The organism is Caballeronia sp. LZ062, assembly GCF_031450785.1.
GTDB lineage: Bacteria > Pseudomonadota > Gammaproteobacteria > Burkholderiales > Burkholderiaceae > Caballeronia.
Map to the genome: position 1 here is coordinate 1 of NZ_JARTWB010000003.1, position 20,786 is coordinate 20,786.

Below are 20,786 nucleotides of genomic sequence, written 5' to 3' on the forward strand. Positions count from 1 at the left end.
CTGAAACTTATGACGTCATCGGGGAACGCACGCCGCGCGCAGATCTCATCCTTGTGATTCATCGCAAGAATGGCGAGCGCGTCGAAGTGCCCGTGACGTGCCGTCTGGACACTGCGGAAGAGGCATCGATCTATGAAGCGGGCGGCGTGCTGCAACGCTTCGCTCAAGACTTCCTGGAATCGTCGAAGGCAGCGGCCTGACAGTCAACAAGGATACGATTCACATGGCACACGCACCTCAGATCAAGATCGCCGCCACCTACATGCGTGGCGGCACCAGCAAGGGCGTCTTCTTTCGCCTAGACGATTTGCCGGAGTCGGCGCGCGTCGCAGGACCCGCGCGCGATGCGCTCTTCTTGCGCGTCATCGGCAGCCCCGATCCCTACGGCAAGCAGATCGACGGCATGGGCGGCGCGACATCGAGCACGAGCAAGACGGTCATCGTCTCGAAGAGCACGCGGCCTGATCACGATGTCGATTATCTCTTCGGGCAAGTTGCAATCGACAGGCCCTTCGTCGACTGGAGCGGCAATTGCGGCAATCTCTCGGCGGCGGTCGGACCGTTTGCTATCGCGAGCGGCCTCGTTGACCCAGAGCGCGTGCCGGATAACGGCATCGCAATCGTACGCATCTGGCAGGCGAACATCGGCAAGACGATCATCGCGCATGTGCCGATCACCCATGGCGCCGTGCAGGAAACCGGCGACTTCGAACTGGACGGCGTGACGTTCCCCGCCGCCGAAGTGCAGCTCGAATTCCTCGATCCCGCTGCGGAGGAAGAAGGCGCGCAAGGCGCCATGTTTCCGACGGGCAATGTCGTCGATGATCTCGAAGTGCCGGGCATCGGCACCTTCAAGGCCACGATGATCAACGCGGGCATTCCGACCATCTTCCTGAACGCAGAAGATATCGGCTACAAGGGAACGGAGTTGCAGGACGCGATCAACGGCGATAACGCGGCGTTGACGCGCTTCGAAACCATTCGCGCCTATGGCGCGTTGCGCATGGGTCTCATCGAGAAGCTCGATGACATTACCAAGCGTCAGCATACGCCCAAGATCGCGTTCGTCGCGCGTCCGGCCGAATACGTCGCGTCGAGCGGCAAGCGCATCGGTGCGGAAGATGTCGATGTGCTCGTGCGCGCCATGTCGATGGGCAAGCTGCACCACGCGATGATGGGCACGGCGGCTGTTGCCATCGGCACGGCGGCGGCGATTCCCGGCACGCTCGTCAATCTCGCTGCAGGTGGCGGCGCGCGTCAATCGGTGCGCTTCGGACATCCGTCGGGCACGCTGCGCGTCGGCGCGGAAGCGGTCGAAGCGAACGGCCGATGGACCGTCACGAAGGCCATCATGAGCCGCAGCGCGCGCGTGCTGTTCGAGGGATTCGTCCGCGTGCCCGATCCCACGGCTTGATTTATTAGGCACTCACGAGAGGCGGCAGACCGCCTCTCGCTGGGATTAACGCAGGCCGCCGCTCGCCACGATGCTTTCGCCCGTCAGCCAGCGTGCGTCGTCCGATGCGAGGAACACGGCAACCGACGCAATATCGTCCGGATTGCCCAGCCGGCCGAGCGGCGTCTGTGCGACGATGCCCGTTTCCATCTCCGAGCCGATGATGCCCGCCGTGTGCGTGCCTTCCGTCACGACCATGCCGGGGTTGATCGAATTCACGCGGATCTTTCTGGCGCCGAGTTCGCGCGCCAGCACGCCGGTAATCGCGTCGACAGCGCCTTTTGTGCCGCTATAGACGGCGCTCGCCGGCGGCGTAATGCGGCTCACCACCGAACTTACATTGATGATGCTGGCGCCCTCGCCAAGATGCTTCGAAGCGGCCTGCGTCACGAGCAACACGCCGAGCACGTTCACATTGAACTGCTTATGGAAATGTTCTTCCGTGATTTCCTCGATGGGCGAAAACTCGTAAATGCCCGAGTTGTTCACGACGATATCGAGCCGGCCATACGTTTCCACCGCTGCATTCACGATACCTTGCGCGTCGGCGGCCTTCGATACGTCGCCGCCCACTGCGATCGCCTTGCCGTTAGCCGCGACGATGTCGGCCACCACTGCATCCGCGCCGTTCCTGCTGCTTGAGTAGTTCACCACGACCGCCGCGCCTTCTGCCGCGAGCGCACGGGCGATGGCGGCGCCGATACCCTTCGATGCGCCCGTGACGACAGCTACTTTGCCTGAGAGCTTGCTCATGATCGTTTCCTTGGAATATTGAATACCACGAAGAGGAAGTCGGCGACCGGCTGAACGCGCCGAAGCGCCACGTCGCCAATGTAGACACCTCGCCCTTCGCGATAAAGCGGCCCAAAACGAATTGACTGGCTGGAAACGATGAACAATGTATGCAAAAGACCAGAAGCGGTCAGGTGGCGGACGAACGGGCGGACGCTCGATCGCTTCGGCGCACGGATGTTTTTCGCCGGCCCACGCTGACCGGCGCGGCAAGCTACGGCGCGGCGAACATGTCGACCAGTTGTTCGCGCAGCCACCGGTGCGCGGGCAGCGTTTCGTTGCGCTGATGCCAGAACAGGCTGATGACGCGATCCGGCGCTTCAAGCGGCGCGCGCACGCTGACAAGTTGGCCGCTTGCCGCCGCGCGCTCGCACAGATCGCTCGGCAATACGCCAATAAGATCACTCGCGCGGATCATGTCGCATGCAACCGTGTAGTGGTTCACCGTCGCGACGAGATTGCGCTTCAGTCCCCGTGACGCGAGAAAAGTGTCGAACGTGGGCTGCGTCTGTCCCGCCAGACTGACATCGACGTGAGGCGCGTTCAGGAAGCGCCGCGTCGTCAGCTTGCCCGCTTCGGCGAGCGGATGGTCGCGTCGCATGATGCATCCATAATCCACGGTCCACAGCGAACGCGAGTGAATATGCGCTGGCGGCAGGGTCTCGTTCACATACACGCCGATCAGGCAATCGACGCGATTGCCCTCCAGCAGCGCGGGCGCATCGAGCAGAATGTTCGGCACGGTCTGGAAACGGACGCCGGGCGCGGATTTGCCGAAGCGCGTGATGAGTCGCGGCATGACGATGCCCGCGACGTAGTCGGACATCGACAGGCTGAAGTTCACGTCGGCGAGAGCCGGAACGAAGGTCTGCTCGTCGAGCGCGCCGCGGATGCGGCTCAACGAATCGCCGATCGGCCCCCATAGCGCCATCGCACGTTGAGTCGGCGCGACGCCCGCGCCGTGGCGCACGAAGAGCGGATCGCCGAAAGCCTCGCGCAAACGCCCGAGCGCGTTGCTCACGGCGGGCTGCGTGAGCGACAGCTTGGTCGCGGCGCGGGTGACGGCGCCCTCGGTCATCAGTGCCTCGAACACTTTGAGAAGGTTGAGGTCCAGCGTCCGGAAGCTCATTGGTCATTCACCACGTCAATGGACAGGATCACGATTATAAATATGGCTGAAGTCGGCCGCCTCATAGAATGGGCGGATTCAATGTCGGAATCCCATTGTCGCCTTGTCTGGAGAGCCCAGTGTCGAACGTATCCGCGCGCATCGAACGTCTTCCTTTCGGACGCTTTCACTGGCGACTCTTGATGATGGGCGGCTTCGGCTATGCGTTCGATGCCATGGACGCCGCCGCCGTCGCCTTCGTGCTGCCTGTGCTGCGGCACGACTGGGCGCTGACCAGCGTGCAGACCGGCGTGCTCGGCAGCGGCAACTTCATCGGCTACTTCTTCGGCGCGCTGTTCGCAGGCACGCTCGGCGACCTGATCGGGCGGCGCAAGGTGATGATGTATGCGCTGCTGCTCTACAGCATCGCTTCGATTGTCAGCGCGATGACCGATTCCTGGCCCACGTTTCTCGCCTCGCGCATCGTCGCGGGGATGGGCACGGGCGCGGAGAGCGCGATCATCGCGCCGTATCTCGCGGAGTTCGTCGCTAAGCGCTACCGCGGTGTCTTCACTGGCGCGCTCGCGGGCTTCTTTTCGTTCGGTTTCGTGGCGGCGGCGCTGCTCGGCTATTTTGTGGTGCCGGCGTTCCCGACGGGCTGGCGCACCGTGCTCTTCATCACGGCGTTGCCGGTGGTGATGCTGTTGTGGTGGCGCCGCTCGTTGCCCGAATCGCCACGCTGGCTCGAAAGCCGCAAGCGTCACGACGACGCCGACCGCGTGCTCGCCGCTATAGAGGCAGATTTCGCGCGCCAAGGCATCGCCCTGCCCGCCGCTGAAGCCGCGCGTCCGACAGGCGCACTGCCTGCGCCCACCGGCACGCTCGTCGCGAACTTCCGCGCACTCTGGGCCGGCCGCCAGGCACGCATCACCGTGATGACGTGGCTGATGTGGCTTTCCATCACGTTCAGCTACTACGCGTTCTTCACATGGATTCCGGGTCTGCTCGTGCAGCACGGCATGAGCATCACGCGCAGCTTCGGCTATTCACTCGCGATGTACGTCGCGCAGGTGCCGGGTTACTTCACGGCGGCGTGGCTGAACGAACGCATCGGCCGGCAGGCGACCATCGCCTCCTACATGCTGTGCGGCGGCGCCTGTGCGCTCGGCATGGCCTTCGCGAGCACCAACGGCGAGATCATGCTGGCGGGCATCTGTCTGTCGTTCTTCATGAACGGCACGTATGCCGGCGTCTACGCGTACACGGCCGAAGTCTTCCCGACCGCAGTGCGCACGACCGGCGCGGGCACGGCATCCGCCATCGGGCGAATCGGCGCGATCGTCTCGCCGATTCTCGTCGGCTATTTGTATCCAATATCCGGCTTCGCAGGCGTATTCGGCGCGACGACCGTCGTGCTGCTGCTCGGCGCACTCGCGGTGGTGGTGATGGGCGTGCCGACGCGCGGGCGCTCGCTCGAAGACATCGCTGCCGGCGAAGCGGAAGCCGTACCTTCCGTGACGCACGCCGCGAAATATTGAATGCATAACGCTGAACGCAAAATTCCAAGGGAGACTGATTCCGTGCAAAGCATCCTTTTCCAGAACGCCGCATTGCTCGATCCGGCGCGAGCCGAAGTGCGCGACGCGCATCACGTCCTCGTCGAGAACGGCGTCGTGAAGGAGATATCGGATAAGCCGCTGCAGAGCGCGTCGTCGCGTGTCATCGACCTCAAGGGCAAGACGCTGATGCCCGGCCTCGTCGACTTACATGTGCACGTGGTCGCGGTGCAACTCAATCTGTCGCAGCAAGTGCACATGCCGAACGTTCTCGTCACGCTGCGTTCGGTGCCGATCATGCGCGGCATGTTGCGGCGCGGCTTCACCACCGTGCGCGACGCCGGCGGCGCGGGCCATCCGCACAAGATCGCAGTGGAAAGCGGGCTCGCCATGGGGCCGCGCCTCTTCGTGGCCGGGCGCGCGCTCAGTCAGACGGGCGGCCACGGCGATATGCGCGCCCGCTCCGACTATGTGGGCGACAGCGCGCCATGTGGCTGCTGCGTGCGCGTGGGTGCGCTCGCGCGCGTCGCGGACGGCGTGGACGAAGTGCGCCGCGCGGCGCGCGAGGAATTGCAGATGGGCGCCGACCATCTGAAGATCATGGCGTCGGGCGGCGTTGCTTCGCCTACCGATCCCGTCGGCGCATACGGCTATGCGGAAGACGAAGTGCGCGCGATCGTCGAGGAAGCGCGCGCCCGCAAGACCTACGTCATGGCCCACGCCTACACGGCGGATGCGATCGCGCGGGTCGTGCGCTGGGGCGTGCGCACGATTGAGCACGGCAATCTGATCGACGCGCCCACCGCCGCGCTCATGGCCGAACACGGCGCCTACGTTGTGCCGACGCTCGTCACGTACGAAGCGTTGGCGTCTGAAGGCGCGCAGTACGGTCTTGGTGACGAGAGCGTCGCGAAGATCGAAGACGTGCGCGAGGCGGGGCTGCGCTCGCTCGAAATCTATCGCGACGCAGGCGTGAAGATGGGTTTCGGCTCCGACTTGCTGGGACCTTCGCAGCGGCTGCAAAGCGATGAATTCCGCATACGATCCGAAGTGCTCGGCAATGCAGCGGCACTCGCGGCTGCCACGACGACGGCGGCCGAAGTGCTCGGCCTGCCCGGCAAGCTGGGCTGCATTGCGCCCGGCGCGTGGGCCGACATAATCGTGGTCGACGGCAATCCGCTCGAAGACATCTCCTGCATGCTAGGACAGGGCGAGCGGATTCCGCTGGTCATGAAGGGCGGCGAGATCCAGTTCGACGAACTGGAAGCGCGCTGAAGCCGGAGGTCTACGACTCCGCGCTTTCGTCGTCGACGAGATGGGCGATTTCGTCGACTTCGATGCTTCGACCCAGCCGATTCTTCACGCCCCATCCCCACGCATGAACGTGCGCGCCCGGCGTCAGATAGTCCGACAGGGCTTCGGCCGCATGCGGCGGCATGCGTAGCGACGTTCCGTCGTCGAGGAACGCGCCGCGCAGTTCGCCTTTCGGGCCGTGCAGGGCGAGCAGCACTTCGCCCGCGGCTTCCATTTCTCGCTGCTGGATCTCCGGCGGATGATGCTTGCCGCCATGCTCGGGACCTTCATCGACGATAGTCCGCCCCGCGTTGGTTGTGACAGCGACGGCCGCCACCATATCCGCGCCGCGCGGCTTGATGCCGCGCACGGTAACGGCATCGCCGACTTTCACGTTGCGCGTCAGTTGCCTGGAAAGATGCGGCGGCCAATGCACTTGCCGCGAGTCGTCCAATATGAATCCGTCGAGCTCGCCATGTGGGTTCAGCAGAAACCGCGTCACCGTGCCGCGCGTTTCAGGCAAACAGTCGGGATCGATCCAGTGCATCCGTGCTTCTCCTTTCGATGAGTTTGGTCAATGGCATCTTGCGTTTTGCATGCCGTCACCATGCATGCGGCATGCAAAACATCTAGCAAGAGCCTCGCCTTACAAGCGAGAAAGCAGGATGTGCAACGTGTCAGCCGGCGTCCGAAGACTTGGTCGACGCCTCTTGCGCCCGCCGCAGACGTTCCCGGCTGTTCGAGAGATGCATGCGCATCGCGGCGCGCGCCGCCTCGGGATCACGACGCTCGATCGCATCGTAGATGTCCTCGTGTTCGCGGTTCACGCGATCGAGGTAACTGCCCGGATCGTTGTGCGCGAGCGCAGCCGAATTGACCCGCGTGCGAGGAATGATCGTATTGCCGAGTTGACTGAGGATGCTGTGGAAGTAGCGGTTGCCCGTCGCCTTCGCCAGTTCCAGATGGAATGCGACGTCCGCGGCAACGGCGTTTTCCGTGCCGGACGCGATGTGCCGTTCGAATTCATCGAGCGCACGGCGCATCTGCGCGAGGTTCTCATCCGTGCGACGGATCGCGGCGAGGCCCGCAGCCTCCGCCTCGAGGCTAATGCGCAATTCGAGAATCGCCATGACGTCGCGGATGGTCAGGTCGCCTGCGGCTTCGATCTGGAAGCGGTCATGATCTCCCGCCTCGAGCACGAAGGTGCCGATGCCGTGCCGCGTCTGGACGAGCCGCGCTGCCTGCAGCCGCGAAATGGACTCGCGCACGACCGTCCGGCTCACGCCGAGCTGCGCCATGATTTCGGATTCTGTCGGCAGCTTGTCGCCGGGCTGCAACGTCCCGCTGCGGATTCGCTCGGACAGTTCGGCGACGACCTCCTCGGTCAGATTGCGGGAACGGCGGAGCGCGCCAGTTGCGAGTGCAGGAGCCATTGAGAGAGTGGTCGTAGAGATGCCAACGAACCATTATAGAGGCGCGCACCAGCTTGTACGATGACTATCGCAGGCCGGACATGGATCGTCTGCCGCTTCGCCTGTATGCAAAATGCAAGAGTTTGGCGCCATGCATGCCGAAACCACTCATTGAAAGGCCGCGACTTGCGGCGTAGTGTTCATGTACCGCATGAAGTGAACGCCGCCCGCCCCGCTCGCCGGAGCGAGGCATCGTCCGTTCTTTGCTCTCGGCTCGCGAATCCCATCCGCATCCGTTAGGTTCGCCAGCTTTCGCGCATGGGCGGGCTTTGAGAAATGCGGTCTTCGGCTGTCGTGATGAACGGCAATGTCCGCCGGCTCGGTTCTCTGCCTTGCTTCTTCTATCACGCGACGGCCGGCGGCCGGCGTCCTTCATCCGACGCGGGCAGGCGATGCGCGGCCAAGCGGTAGTCAAGGAGACGAGCAATGATGCGAGAAGTGACGGGTGCGTTCTGCGGCCCGCGCAAGCTGGACGAGGCATTGGAAGACTTGCGCGCCGAGGGCATAGCGGGAGACCGCATCCGGGTGGCATGCGTTGAGCGCGTCGCCGACATCCAGATGTCGATCGCGCTCAGCGCGAGTTCGCCCACGCAATGGATCACCGCGGAACATGCGGGTTACGCCGCGTATTTCGACGACTCTTCCCACGACGCTGACTCCGCCGCCGGCATCCTTCCAGACTTACGCGATCGCGACGACGCCTGCGACACAGACAGCATGGGCGCGATCACACGCGTCATCGTCCGCATTCGCGATGAATCGGAGTTGCGCGCCGTTTGCGATATCTTCTCGCGCCTCGGAACCGACGACATCGACGCTGATAGCGCGGCGATCTGACTCGCCGCGCCCCACGCGGACTGCTTACTGCGTCGTGGTGTCGGCGGGCTTCGCCTTTTTCTTGTGCTTGAAGTGAAAGCCGCCCTTGTGCGTGCTTCCGGGAGCGGATGTGTTGTCTCCGCCCACCGTCGGCCCGGAAGTCGCCGCTCCGTGCGCATTGCCACCGCCCGAGCCGCCGTTGCCGTTGCCACCAGCCTGCGCCATGGCACCGCCCGAGGCCAGCGCCACACCGGTCGTAAACGCAACCAACACTGCCAGTCTGCTGTTTCTCATCTCGTCTGCTCCGTTTATCGAGGTTGGTTTCCGCGCGTCTGAGTCCGCAGATCATTTTGCATTCTTCATGCCGGACGCCGCATGCCGCATGCCGTATGCAATCGCACGGTACATGGACGGTGGCTGGCAGAACATCATCGCCGACGAACCGCCATGCAAGCCGTCGATGCGACTACAGCAGGTTTCGTGCTCGTTCGCGCCTGCGCGCGACGCGGCCATCTTCCATATGCCGATTCAATCGCGGTGTGCCACGTGCGTCGGGTCGTACCGGCTGCGCATAAGCCGCGCGAATCAGTGAAGACAGCGTCAAGGAAAACGTCGGTCATCGAAGGCACCGTGCGGCATCGCACGGACGTGCACCCCGCGGAATCCGTTAAATACGAACAAACAACCTCGTGGTGAATGCGAGGGCTCTTCGAATCGGATTGAGTTGACAGAGCGAATACGTCACCGCCCGTACGCCCCGGCTTGAATAACGTAAATGGCGTTCGTTGAGGGGAATTCCCTAGAGCGCCCAATCGGCCGGTTGCACCGTTGGCCAGGTACAAGGGAACCAGACATAATGAAGACTGAATTGCGCCGCATCCTTTCCGAATCTGCACGCCTCGACGTGCCCATCGATACCCTCGCCGACAGCGACGATCTTTATGCCGCCGGTCTTTCGTCGCTCGCTACCGTTCATGTGATGCTTGCGATCGAAGATGAGTTCGGTATCGAGATTCCCGACCATATGCTCACGCGCCGGCTTTTTTCCAGCGTCGATTCGCTGGCCGCCGCAGTCGAGGAGCTTCGCCGTCAACAGGCGGCAGCATGAACGCCGCCGCGCAGGAGCTCGAAGCGTCTCAGTTGGCTGAGCTCGATCGCAGCGCCCAGGCGCGTAGCGAGAGCGAACTGCTCGAAGCCGCGCGTCGCGTTGCCGCGATCGCAGCCAATCACGCAGGCGCTGTCGATAAAGATGCGCGGTTTCCCGCCGAGGCCGTCGCTGCGATGCGCGAAGAACGGCTTCTCTCTGCGATGGTCCCCGTGATTCATGGTGGCGACGGCCTCTCGCTTTCGGGTGTCGCTCGCTTGTGCGAAGCGCTTGCACAAGGCTGCGCGTCGGCCGCCATGATCTACGCGATGCATCAAAGCCAGGTGATCTGCATCGTCGATCACGGCACGAACGTGCAATGGCAGCGCGATTTCCTGACGCGCATGGTGAAAGAGCAATTGCTGCTCGCTTCTGCGACGTCGGAAGAGACTATCGGCGGCAATATGCGCACGAGCGCCTGCGCGGTCGATCTCGTCGATGGCGCGTTCTCTATCGAGAAGCTCGCGCCGACGATCTCGTACGGCAAGTATGCCGACTGCATTCTCGTCACCGCACGCCGTCATCCCGATGCCCCGCCCTCCGATCAGGTCCTGATCGTGGCGCCGCGCGAAACCTGCACGCTAGAGCAGCGCGGCACATGGGACACGCTCGGTATGCGCGGTACGTGCAGCGAAGGACATCGGCTAGTCGCAAGCGGAACCGCAGAGCAGATTCTGCCCGTCCCGTTTTCGAAAATTGCCGATGAAAGCATGCTGCCCGTATCGCATACCTTGTGGTCGTCGGTGTGGATCGGTATTGCATCCGACGCCGTGAACCGCGCGCATCAATTCTTTCGCAATCAGGCGCGCGGCAAGCCGGGCGCCTTGCCGCCTTCGGCATCACGGCTCGCTCAGGCAGTGACGCTCGTGCGCATGATGCAGGCACGCTTGCGCGAATCGCTCGCAGCCGTCGAAGCGTCGCAGCGTCAACGCGTCGTCCGTCAGGCTAGTCAGGCAGACGACATCGACGCACCGCTCACGGCTTCCATCGGTCTGGCGTCGGACCTCAACATGCTGAAGCTTTCGATTTCACAGTCGGCTGTGCATGTGGTGCAAGAGACACTCATGATTTGCGGAATGGCCGGATATAAAAACGACACGCCGTTCAGCGTCGGGCGGCATTTGCGCGATCTGCATTCCGCGCCGCTCATGATCAGCAATGACCGCATTGAATTAAACACGGCAAATCTGCTGCTTGCGCAGCGCGCCGCAACCGGGGACCTGTAACCATGAACATGCCGACGGAACAAGCCGCGCTCGTGCCGGCCGATGCACCCGTGCAATCGCAATCGAACGCCACGCAAACACCGTATGACAAGTCGGACGTCACATTGCGAGATCGCCTGATCGAGGCGGGGATTCTCATCGATACCGGCGAAGACGGCCTGTATGGCCGTAGTGCAATTTTCGAAGATATCGTCGAGCGCCTGAATCAGGCCATTACCCTGCTCGGCGCGGACCAGCACGCTGAAGTGCTGCGCTTTCCGCCCGCCATGCGCCGCCGCGATTTCGAAGACAGCGAATATCTCAAGAGCTTCCCGAATCTCGCAGGCACGGTTCATTCGTTTCAGGGCAGCGATCGCGGGCATCATCGTCTGCTCGAAGCGCTCGACAAGATCGTTCATATCGGCGAAGAAGACGAGCGTTCCGACGAATGGATGGACCAGCAAAAGCCGACTCGACTCGTGCTCACCCCGGCCGCCTGCTATCCGATCTATCCGCTCGTCGCGAAACGGGGAAACCTCGCGAAGGACGGTGCAACGTTCGACGCATTCTCTTATTGCTTCCGTCACGAGCCTTCCATCGATCCGGGCCGCATGCAGATGTTCCGCATGCGCGAATACATTCGCGTCGGCAGCCCCGAACAGGTCATGGCGTTCCGCCAGAAATGGATCGAACGCGGCTCGCTGCTTGTGAATCTCTTGCAATTGCCGTTTGAAATCGATCTCGCTAACGATCCATTCTTTGGACGCGGCGGCAAAATCGTAGCGGACAGCCAGCGCGCACAGGAATTGAAGTTCGAACTGCTCGTCCCCGTTGCGACGCCCGACCGTCCGACCGCTTGCCTGTCCTTCAACTATCACATGGAGCATTTCGGCGAGCTGTGGCACATTCGCCAGGCGGACGACAGCGTGGCGCATACGGCATGCGTGGGCTTCGGCATGGAGCGCACGACACTTGCCCTCTTCCGCCATCATGGTCTCGATGTGAAAGCGTGGCCGTCGGCCGTTCGGGAATTGCTCTGGGGCGACGCGGCACCGATGATCGCCGATGGCCTCGCCAAGCTGGGCAAAGAGGCATGAACGCGCGCTCGCCCGCAGAAGCGTTGAGTGGCGCGGACGACGAAGCAAGCCGCCATGCATTGCATCGCGGCGAGCGCGTCTGGCTCGAAACCAATTGCTATGTCGACTTGTGGATCGAGCTGTTGCATCACTTCGGCTGCGATCCCCATGCGGCGCTCGGCTTCACGGTGACGCAAGCGTTCGAGGGGGACCAGTTCACGTTCCCCAAGTTTTCGCTCGATGACATCGGCAGGCTCTACGGCTTGCAGGCGCAAGAGCTTGCGATCTACGACACGCTCGAAGCACACGTCTGCGAGCAGACAAAGCGCGGACATGTTGTGGTCGCAGAAGTCGACGCGCATTATCTGCCCGATACGCGTGCGACCGCTTACCGTCAGACGCATTCGAAAACGACTATCGCAATCGATTCGATTGATGCTCAGGCGAAGCGCCTCACGTATTTCCATAACGCAGGCTACTTCGCGTTGTCGGGTGAGGACTATGACGGCGTGTTTCGCTTGATGCCGGGCCTCGCAAGCGACGTTCATGCGCTCTTCCCCTACGTGGAATTCGTCAAGCGCGCTAGAGATCCGCTTACCGGCGATGCGCTGCTGCAACGTTCGCTGGAACTGCTCAAGCTGCGTCTGACGGATCGGCCAACTGCGAATCCTATTTCTCAATGGCGTGCGGAATTTCCGGACCATTTGCGGGCGCTGCTCGAACGCGACGTTGCGTATTACCACCTGTACACGTTCAACGTGATGCGCCAGCTCGGCTCTAATTTCGAGTTGCTGTCGAAATACCTCGCATGGCTCGATTCGCAGGGCGTTGCCATTCCGGAGGAAATCCGAATCGGCGCCCAGACCATTGCAAGCGAAGCGATGGTGATGCAGTTCCGCCTTGCTCGCGCGCGCATGCGTTCGCGCTCGGACCCATGCAACGACTGCCTGGATGCAATCGAAGCAGCTTATGAGAAAGTCATCGAGCCGCTTGCCGTGCATCTCCTCTAGGACATGTGCCGCGCGCTAGAGCGGCACATGTTTCCTGCCTGGTCCGTTTGAAGGTCGCTATATGAAAGTCTCGCCGTTCTCGCCTCTGCGCCTGGACGCCGGATGGCAATGCGTAAGCACGCCTGCCGCCGCCTATGCTACGCCCATGGCGCTCGATGCCGACATGAAGTGGCTCGATGCGCCGGTGCCGGGAACGGTCGCATCCGCGCATCGCGCAGCAGGCATGGACGATGAATCGCTGAGTCAACCCTATGCGCTGTCGGACCACTGGTATCGCCTGACGTTGCACGCGGAGGGAAAGCGACGCCTGCGCTTCAACGGACTAGCCACGATTGCTGAAGTCTGGATCGACGATAGCAAGGTGCTGGAATCGGATTCGATGTTTATCGCTCATGACGTCGATCATGAGTTCGCGGGACCGACCGCGATCCATCTTTGCTTCAGGTCGATTGCGCCGGCACTTGCAGCGAAACGTGGCCGCGCGCGTTGGCGACCGAGGCTCGCGCAACCCGCTACGCTTCGTAATGTACGCACGACGCTGCTCGGCCATATGCCTGGTTGGTGCCCGACGGTGCAACCTGCTGGACCCTGGCGCGCAGTGGAACTCATTGGCGAATCGCCTGCCTCGATCGATTCCGTCGATCTAACGACTAGTGTCGATGGCGGTGATGGCATAGTCGATCTAAGCGTGCGGTTTTATCACGCGCAAGCGCCCGATGATCTGTGGCTGGAATGCGGCGATGCATCGGCCAAGCTGACGTGGAAAGACGCGCATACAGCTACCGGCCGGGTGCGCGTCCCGCAAGCGCGCTTATGGTGGCCTCATACGCACGGGCAACCTGCGCGTTACACAGTGAGACTTGTGGGGGCATTGGAAGCCGATATTGCTTTAGGCAACGTCGGCTTTCGCACCATCACGGTAGATCGCGGCGCGGATAACGCGGGCTTTACGCTCGTCGTGAATGACGTGCCGGTTTTCGCGCGCGGCGCGTGCTGGACGTCCGCGGATATCATTGCGCTCGATGCCTCGCGCGACAAATTGGACTCGGTCTTCAAGGCTTGTCGCCGCGCTGGTCTGAATATCATTCGTGTGAGTGGGACGACGCTCTATGAATCGGATACGTTCTATGAGCTGGCCGACGAGAACGGCATTCTGGTCTGGCAAGACTTCGCGTTTGCGAATTTCGATTACCCGAGCGACGAGCGTTTTCAGCACGCCGTACAGCAAGAAGCGGAGCAGTTCCTCGCGCGCACGCGGCGATTCGCATCGCTTTCCGTGCTATGCGGCGGAAGCGAAGTGCATCAGCAAGCCGCGATGTTCGGGCTCCCGTTCGACGCATATCAACAACCGCTATTCACCGAGCTATTGCCCGCGATCGTCGCAGCAATGCGTCCAGACGTGCCCTACGTCGTCAATTCACCGAGTGCAGCCCCCAGCGACATGCGCTCGATGCCGTTCGGCACACGCGGTGGCATCACTCATTACTATGGCGTCGGCGCATATCAGCGTTCCTTCGATGATGCGCGCCGCGCAGCGGTCCGCTTCGCATCGGAATGCCTTGCATTCGCCAACGTTCCCGACGACGTGGCGCTGCGGTCAGTGCCGAACGCCTCGCGGCCGCACGAGCCACGGTGGAAAGCCGGCGTACCGCGCGATCCCGGCGCCGCATGGGACTTCGATGACGTGCGCGAGCACTACCTACGCACGGTTTATGGAGCCGATGTCGCGCGTTTGCGATACGAAGATCCCGAACGGTATCTGACGCTGTCGCGCGCCGTTGTCGCTGAAGTCATGGGCGCGGTCTTCTCCGAATGGCGACGCAAGGATTCCTCGTGCTCGGGTGGCATTGTGTGGAACCTGTTGGACGTGCGGACAGGCGCCGGTTGGGGAATCATCGACGTGCACGGCGTCCCGAAGAGTCCCTTGCACGGTCTTGCACGCGTGCTGCAACCGGTGCAGGTAACAGTCACCGATGAAGGCCTCGACGGGCTCGACGTGCATGTCATCAACGAAACCGCGCATGAGATTCGCGCCCGTCTTGAACTGAGTTGCTTGCGAGACGGTGTGGTGAAAGTCGCGAGTGGGTCCTGTGAGTTGACGCTGCTGCCCCGCTGCGTCGAGCGAGTCAGTTCCAATACGCTCATCGGCGCGTTCTTCGATATTACTTATGCGTATCGCTTCGGGCCGCGCGCTCACGACGCAACGCACGTTGTCTTGCGGGATATTCATACAGGGCAAGTCCTTTCCGAGGCCTTCCATTTTCCCGATCTCGCGGTTGCAGACCGCTGCGATCCGGGTCTGAGTGTCGGCGTCGAGAAGCAGGACGAACGATGGTGCCTCGATGTGACTGCAACGCGCCTCGCGCGCTGGGTCCATGTCGTCGATCCCAACTACTATGCGGAGATCGACTGGTTTCATATCGCGCCCGGGAGCAGGCGGCGGATTCCACTGATTGCGCGTCGCGCAGACGTTTCCTCGAATCCGGAGGGGGATGTTTTCTCGATCAACGCAATGGCCGGTGTATCGTATCGCGCGTGAGGTCAATCTCTCAGGCAGGCGTTTCGTTAAAAACGTCTGCCTGCTCACGGAACCGAGGCACGCGAAACATCGCGTCGAACTCGTCAGTGAATTCCTCAACACAGTCGATGCTGAGAAGAAACTTATCGACGCGGATCATCTCAATGATGCCGTCCGCCAGAATGATCCGATAAAGCTCGCCGGCTTCGTTCTTGATGCCGACGCACATGCCGACGCGCGGCTCCAATAAGCAGGCCGCGTTCTTCGACACGAAGTCCAGGATCTGCGTATCGAGCGCCGATCTGGCAGCGCCATGGATAAGATGGCTGCGCATGGAGGTCTCGCATTTCCAGACCTTCCCACAATACCATGGTCGCATCGCAGCCGTCGCAATCTGTGCCTACTCTTACTTCGCGATTTCATCGGCAGAATCCGCATACGACGCGAGGCCGCGTCCGAACGACCAATCTTCACGTCGGTTAGGAGCAAGCACAACGAGTACGTCCTCCGGGCGCAATCCGGGTGACGCGCTCAGACGCGTCGCAAGCGCTTTATAGAGAGCCTTCTTCGTTGGAAGGTCACGCCAATCGCTAGCGGTGATATGAATGAACACGACATCGTCGCTGCGCTGAATGCCCAGATAGTTCGCATCGTAGATGAACCTGTCGCGGTCGTACTCGGTGATCAACTGGAAACGGTCGTCAGCCGGCACCTGGAACGTTTCAACCAGTGCTTCGTGCACGCCATCCGAGATGGCGCGAATGTACTCGGGCGACTTGCCGTTCATGAGTGAGATATTGACCAGTGGCATCAGCGATTCTCCATGGGAAGGGTTGCACGAGGAAGAATCTATTCCGCCCGACCGACGATGAAAATAGTAAAGTTTAGAACCGACAGTTCCAATTATGTGGACGGTTGGCAGTCAGGCGGCTTCCGCGCGACGCGGCCGCCCTGTTAGCTTCACTTCCACGCATACCTGAGTCCGACCCAGACGCCGCGCGGCGCACCCAGGCCAAGAAACTGTTCGTTTGTCGTGTCCGGTCCGCTGAATGTGTGATTGGGCCCATTGAATGCGTTCTGCCCAAGAATCGCAAAGTTCGCGTAGCGCTTGTTCAACAAGTTCTTCACGGTCGCATAGACTTGAAGTTGCTTGGTCACGTTGTAGCTCGTATCCAGGTCAATCAAAACGTAACCCGCGACGCTGCCATTCACATCCTGATTGTTCTCATCCCCGCGTGCAAAGACATCGCCACGATAAGTCAGATTCGTGCCGATGTTCCACCGCGAGATCGGCTGATAATCCACGCGCAGCTTGACGGTGTTCGCGGGAATGCCGGGAATGCGGTCGCCCGAGTGCACGGTAATGTTGCCGTCACCGTCTGCCTTCGAATTGCTCGCGCTGTTTTCGATCCACGTCGAGCGATAGGTCGCATTGACATAGCTATAGCTGGCGGTGACGCTGACAGGCCCCCACTGCGATTTGCCCGCCAGTTCGAAGCCTTGGCGACGTGTCTTGCCCACGTTCTGGAAGTAGCCTAGCGTGCTAGATGCGCCCTGGCTGCTCACGAACTGGATGTCGTCGGAGAGGGTCGTGCTGTAGACCGCCGCGCTCCAGCTCGTCGCGTTGCCGATGTGGCCGCGCGCACCGACCTCGAATGTACGCGAGATAACCGGCTTCAGATCCGGGTCCGCAAGGAACTCATTCGGCAACGAGCATGGGGCGTTAGGGTCTGCGCAAGCGAGTTCAATGGCAGTCGGCGAGCGCATGCCTTCGTTGTAGGTCGCATATGCCGTAAGCCAGGGCGTCGGATTCCAGTTGAAACCTATTGCTGGATTGAAGCGCGAGAACGTGTGATTTCCATCAAGTAAAGGTTGCGCGCCGCTTTCGTCGCCAATAGTCGCTTTGGACCAATTGTATCGACCTGCAAGCGTCATTGACCATTGTTCCGTGAATGAGAACGTATTCTCGAAGTACACGCCCCAGTTCTCATTACGCGTCCTCGCGTTTGTGTCCGCCGCGTAGGGGCCGATACCGATGGTCGCGCGGGTATCGGTGAATTCCGCCGGCTGCGTCGCCTGCGTGAAGTGAGTGTTGGCGAAGTCGCCAGCCGCCCCGAGAATCAGTTGGTTGTCTTTGCCGAATAGCTTGTTCAGCAGCGTCAACTGAAGGCTAGCGCCATAACTGTCAGTCAGTATGACGGATTGCTGATTCGTTGCCTGCACGAGGTCGATGTCGCCGCCGCCCGTGCCGGGATCGTAGTCATCGTTGACGTTGCTGCTGATGTTTTTGTTTCGATAATGCCGGTAGTAGACGTTGCCGCTCACTTCCAGGTTCGCAGAGAAGTAGTGCTCGGCATTGATCGTGAGATAGCCGACCTGATTCTCGTTCGTGTCGGGGAATGTGTACGCCTGGCGAAAATTGTCGAGAAACGATCTCGGGATGGTTTGCGATCCGTTGAGCGTATTGTCGGCACCGCCTATGGATAACGACACCGTGGTGTCGGCATCGGTATAGCGCAGCTTTCCGAACGCCTGACGCAAGCGGCTCGCATTGTGCTCGGCCCACCCGTTGTCATTGGTAATGTTAGCCGTGAAGTAATAGTCGATGTGATCGCTGATCGCGCCGCCCTGCTCGATCTGCGCCGCCTTTCTGCCCCATGAGCCCCCGCTTAGGTCGATATTTCCCCCGGGATTACTGCGGCCGTTCTTGGTCGTCACCGCAACGGCACCGCCAAGCGTATTGAGACCGTAGGTCGGGTTGGAGCCGGGGATGATCTGCATCGTCTGCATCGCTGCCTGCGGAATCAGGTCCCAATTCACAACATCGCCGAATGGTTCGTTGACGCGCACGCCATCGAGAAAGACCGACAAGCCCTGCGGAGTACCGAGCAGAGGCGAGGCCGTGAAGCCGCGATAGAGAATGTCCATCTGCGACGGGTTGCCCTGTGCGTCGTTGACGTCGACACTCGTCACATTCTTCTGCATGTAATCTGTTAAGGTCGAAGTAGTCGAGGTATGTTGCGCTTGTATCTCGCTGCCTTTGATCGTTTGAATGTTAGCGGGCACCTTTTCGAGCGGGGTGCCGACGCCTACCAGTGGCGTGGTGCCGACGACAACGATAGTCGGCAACTCAGTGCCTTCAGCAACGGATGCCGGATCGGGGGCGTTTGCCGCTTGCGCCCATGCGCTCACGCTCATGCTCGCCAACGCGCCACCGAACACGAGCCTATATCGCGCGCGGAGCCTAAACGAAGGCCCTCGCCCAAAGGTGCACGAAATGCTCGTCATCGTCGTCTCCTGTCTTTTAGCTTTCTGCACGGGTACAGGGAGTTGTTCTGGCTTTGAAAGAATCGCATACGGAATTGCCTGGTGCGGCGGGACTTTTTCCCGATCGCGGGAGGAGAGTCTCCCGAAGGCTGTATCGGAGCGGCGGCGAGATACGCTCTGATACGAAAAGAGCAACGCGCCAGTACTGGCTCAACGGACAATACGAGGACTGAGGAATGATGGAACGCTTCCGGCCGGCAGCATCGAAGTATGTGTACGGCGCACTCGTTGGACGCATCACCGACGGCAAAGAGAATCCGAACGGCAGCTCGCCGCATTACGAGATTCTCGTCGATGCGGCTGGCGCGCCCTATCGCGTGGCGGTCAATATTCGTTCGGTGGAAGGCAGCGAAGTGCTCGCCTACAGCGATAGCCAATACACGAACGATACCAAGCTCGGTCTGCCGCAACGCCTGAGCGGAACGCAGGGCTTTACGCCCCTCACTACCGGCAAGAACGGTCAAGGACTCGACTATCTGCGCGATGACCTTTTCCCACTCGCCGGGATGAAACCTATTGCGCCCGACGGACGCGACGGGACCATGTCCGCACTGCTCGATGCACAGATTCAGCGCGCGAAGAAAGATGCTCAAGCAGTGGTGCTTGCCATCGGAGACAAGTTCGATGACTACGCCACGCGCGAACCACTCGCCTTTTCGCTGGGCCGCGGCGTGCACGACATCCATATGATGCAAGGAAACTCAGGCAGGTTTGCGGACGACAATCGAATCAACGGCGACGGCGCCCTCTTTATCCGCTTCGCGGGCGGTGACACGTTTGCGCTCTTCGTACGCTTTGCGACGCAGACGACGCAAACCGATGAGAACGGTAATCCTATTAAGACCAGTTAATGCGCCCGCAGGGCATCGACGATATTCATCCGCGATGCCCTCAGCGCCGGCAAGAAGCCGCCCAGGAAGCCCATGATGAGCGAGAACACGACTGTTTGAAACGCCACCGAAGGCGTGAGCATGAAGCGGAACGACAAGTCGGAGAACGTCTGGAAATTGGTCGTGGAGAATGAGGCGAACTGCATCAACGAGGCGCAGCCCAAGCCTGCGATGCCGCCGACGAAGCCGAGCAGCAATGCTTCGAGCAGAAATGCGAGCAGCACGTCGAACCGTTTGAAGCCGAGTGCACGCAGCGTCCCTATCTCCGCGACGCGATTGGCCACCGACGCGTACATCGTGATCATTGCGCCGATCATCGCTGCGATCGAGAAGATGATGGAGAGCGTGAAGCCGAGAATATTGATGAAGGTCGAGAGGGCTTTCGACTGATCGCCGTAGAAGACCTGCTCGCGCTTGGCTTCGTCCGCGAGACGCGGATCAGTGTCGATATCAGCTTTGAAGCGTTCGAGCGCGTCGCTGCGCGCAAGACGAACGACCATCGACGAATAACTCGTGCGGCGGAATGACTGCATGAGTTGATCGACGTCGCCCCATATTTCCGAGTCGAAGCCGCTGCCGCCCGCATTGAAGTGACCGACCACGGTCCAGTCGCGCTGCGCAAAGCGCAAGTGCTCGCCAATGCGCGTGCCCGCGAAGCCTTTTGCGATACTGCTGCCGACGATGATTTCCGACGACCCTGGCCTGAACATGCGCCCTGCCGTCAGCTTGATCTGCGGGCGCAATTCGGCACCCATCGAAGAAACGCCGCGTATCACCACATTGGCAGGCATGTTCGTCCCGACCTTGATGAGAGAGATCAGCACGACCGTTTCCTTCGATGCAAGCGGCTGACCTTCGTGGTTCATCGCGACTGACGGATGCATTTCCATGACATTCGCCTGCGCCCGATCGATGGAACTCTGGATCTCCGTTTCCGCGCCCTTCCGAATCACGACGACGTTGTCGCGCTCTCCCGTCGAGACGAGCGTCTTCTTCAGGCCCGCATCAAGCATCAGCACGGTGGCAAATACGAACACGACGAGCGCGAGGCCGCTAGCGGTCAGCAGCGTCGTGAGACGGCGCGCCCAGAGATTGCGCGCGACATACGATACGGGGATGGCCATCG

20 protein-coding genes are annotated in these 20,786 nt (G+C 61.2%); 11 read left to right on the top strand and 9 right to left on the bottom strand.

The window, feature by feature from the left end; all coding sequences use genetic code 11:
* Together P9239_RS20185 and prpF are read left to right on the top strand one after the other, a co-directional pair.
* Window positions 1-200: hypothetical protein (locus P9239_RS20185; protein ID WP_309754210.1), on the top strand; the 200-nt coding region annotated here is incomplete at its 5' end.
* 23 nt (window positions 201-223) lie between these two features.
* The gene (prpF, locus tag P9239_RS20190) at window positions 224-1,414 is read left to right on the top strand and encodes a 2-methylaconitate cis-trans isomerase PrpF (RefSeq protein ID WP_309754211.1); all 1,191 of its coding nucleotides are present in this window, start codon (window positions 224-226) and stop codon (window positions 1,412-1,414) included.
* A 45-nt stretch (window positions 1,415-1,459) separates the two neighbouring features.
* Here the strand turns inward: prpF and P9239_RS20195 are convergent, their stop codons facing one another.
* Window positions 1,460-2,206, bottom strand: a complete 747-nt coding sequence (locus tag P9239_RS20195; protein WP_309754212.1) for a glucose 1-dehydrogenase — start codon at window positions 2,204-2,206, stop codon at window positions 1,460-1,462.
* Between the two features lie 253 nt (window positions 2,207-2,459).
* Window positions 2,460-3,374, bottom strand: coding sequence for a LysR family transcriptional regulator (locus P9239_RS20200; RefSeq protein ID WP_309754213.1), 915 nt, complete (start codon window positions 3,372-3,374; stop codon window positions 2,460-2,462).
* A 119-nt stretch (window positions 3,375-3,493) separates the two neighbouring features.
* Between P9239_RS20200 and P9239_RS20205 the strand changes: the two genes are divergently transcribed.
* Together P9239_RS20205 and P9239_RS20210 are read left to right on the top strand one after the other, a co-directional pair.
* Complete coding sequence (locus P9239_RS20205; protein ID WP_309754215.1) at window positions 3,494-4,891, top strand: MFS transporter; 1,398 nt, start codon at window positions 3,494-3,496, stop codon at window positions 4,889-4,891.
* Window positions 4,892-4,933: 42 nt separating this feature from the next.
* Window positions 4,934-6,184, top strand: a complete 1,251-nt coding sequence (locus P9239_RS20210) for an amidohydrolase family protein (protein ID WP_309754218.1) — start codon at window positions 4,934-4,936, stop codon at window positions 6,182-6,184.
* A gap of 10 nt (window positions 6,185-6,194) precedes the next feature.
* On the opposite strand, the gene P9239_RS20215 is transcribed toward P9239_RS20210, so the two are convergent.
* Both P9239_RS20215 and P9239_RS20220 read right to left on the bottom strand, forming a co-directional pair.
* Window positions 6,195-6,749 (bottom strand): hypothetical protein, encoded by a 555-nt coding sequence (locus P9239_RS20215; RefSeq protein ID WP_309754220.1) that lies wholly within the window; start codon window positions 6,747-6,749, stop codon window positions 6,195-6,197.
* Window positions 6,750-6,879: 130 nt separating this feature from the next.
* Window positions 6,880-7,635, bottom strand: coding sequence for a FadR/GntR family transcriptional regulator (locus P9239_RS20220; protein ID WP_309754222.1), 756 nt, complete (start codon window positions 7,633-7,635; stop codon window positions 6,880-6,882).
* Between the two features lie 465 nt (window positions 7,636-8,100).
* Here P9239_RS20220 and P9239_RS20225 point away from each other — a divergent pair, with 465 nt between their 5' ends.
* Window positions 8,101-8,511, top strand: coding sequence for a hypothetical protein (locus P9239_RS20225; RefSeq protein WP_309754224.1), 411 nt, complete (start codon window positions 8,101-8,103; stop codon window positions 8,509-8,511).
* A gap of 24 nt (window positions 8,512-8,535) precedes the next feature.
* Here P9239_RS20225 and P9239_RS20230 read toward each other — a convergent pair whose 3' ends face one another.
* Window positions 8,536-8,784, bottom strand: a complete 249-nt coding sequence (locus tag P9239_RS20230) for a hypothetical protein (RefSeq protein ID WP_404980113.1) — start codon at window positions 8,782-8,784, stop codon at window positions 8,536-8,538.
* A 562-nt stretch (window positions 8,785-9,346) separates the two neighbouring features.
* Between P9239_RS20230 and P9239_RS20235 the strand changes: the two genes are divergently transcribed.
* From P9239_RS20235 to P9239_RS20255, 5 genes are all read left to right on the top strand, one after another.
* The gene (locus tag P9239_RS20235; RefSeq protein WP_309755493.1) at window positions 9,347-9,598 is read left to right on the top strand and encodes an acyl carrier protein; all 252 of its coding nucleotides are present in this window, start codon (window positions 9,347-9,349) and stop codon (window positions 9,596-9,598) included.
* On the top strand, window positions 9,595-10,860 hold the full coding sequence (locus P9239_RS20240) for an acyl-CoA dehydrogenase family protein (RefSeq protein ID WP_309754225.1): 1,266 nt from the start codon (window positions 9,595-9,597) through the stop codon (window positions 10,858-10,860). The genes P9239_RS20235 and P9239_RS20240 overlap by 4 nt, the downstream gene beginning before the upstream one ends.
* A 2-nt stretch (window positions 10,861-10,862) precedes the next feature.
* On the top strand, window positions 10,863-11,936 hold the full coding sequence (locus P9239_RS20245) for an amino acid--[acyl-carrier-protein] ligase (RefSeq protein ID WP_309754226.1): 1,074 nt from the start codon (window positions 10,863-10,865) through the stop codon (window positions 11,934-11,936).
* Complete coding sequence (locus tag P9239_RS20250) at window positions 11,933-12,925, top strand: DUF1839 family protein (protein ID WP_309754228.1); 993 nt, start codon at window positions 11,933-11,935, stop codon at window positions 12,923-12,925. Before P9239_RS20245 ends, P9239_RS20250 begins: the two co-directional genes overlap by 4 nt.
* 61 nt (window positions 12,926-12,986) lie before the next feature.
* Entirely contained in the window at window positions 12,987-15,464 is a 2,478-nt protein-coding gene (locus tag P9239_RS20255) for a glycosyl hydrolase 2 galactose-binding domain-containing protein (protein ID WP_309754229.1), read from the top strand.
* A gap of 10 nt (window positions 15,465-15,474) precedes the next feature.
* Here the strand turns inward: P9239_RS20255 and P9239_RS20260 are convergent, their stop codons facing one another.
* The 3 genes from P9239_RS20260 to P9239_RS20270 all read right to left on the bottom strand — a co-directional run bounded on the left by P9239_RS20260 (window position 15,475) and on the right by P9239_RS20270 (window position 18,731).
* The gene (locus P9239_RS20260) at window positions 15,475-15,777 is read right to left on the bottom strand and encodes a hypothetical protein (RefSeq protein WP_309754230.1); all 303 of its coding nucleotides are present in this window, start codon (window positions 15,775-15,777) and stop codon (window positions 15,475-15,477) included.
* A 72-nt stretch (window positions 15,778-15,849) separates the two neighbouring features.
* A complete protein-coding gene (locus P9239_RS20265) occupies window positions 15,850-16,254 on the bottom strand; it encodes a tautomerase family protein (RefSeq protein ID WP_309754231.1) in 405 nt (134 codons plus the stop codon).
* 149 nt (window positions 16,255-16,403) lie between these two features.
* Window positions 16,404-18,731: a TonB-dependent receptor gene (locus P9239_RS20270; protein WP_309754234.1), complete on the bottom strand. Its 2,328-nt coding sequence runs from the start codon at window positions 18,729-18,731 to the stop codon at window positions 16,404-16,406.
* Window positions 18,732-18,946: 215 nt separating this feature from the next.
* Here P9239_RS20270 and P9239_RS20275 point away from each other — a divergent pair, with 215 nt between their 5' ends.
* Window positions 18,947-19,621: a DUF2278 family protein gene (locus tag P9239_RS20275; protein WP_309754236.1), complete on the top strand. Its 675-nt coding sequence runs from the start codon at window positions 18,947-18,949 to the stop codon at window positions 19,619-19,621.
* Here the strand turns inward: P9239_RS20275 and P9239_RS20280 are convergent.
* Window positions 19,618-20,784 carry an ABC transporter permease gene (locus P9239_RS20280; RefSeq protein WP_309754238.1) on the bottom strand — a complete coding sequence of 389 codons (1,167 nt, stop codon included), beginning with the start codon at window positions 20,782-20,784 and terminating at the stop codon, window positions 19,618-19,620. The genes P9239_RS20275 and P9239_RS20280 overlap by 4 nt on opposite strands.
* Window positions 20,785-20,786: the final 2 nt, after the last annotated feature.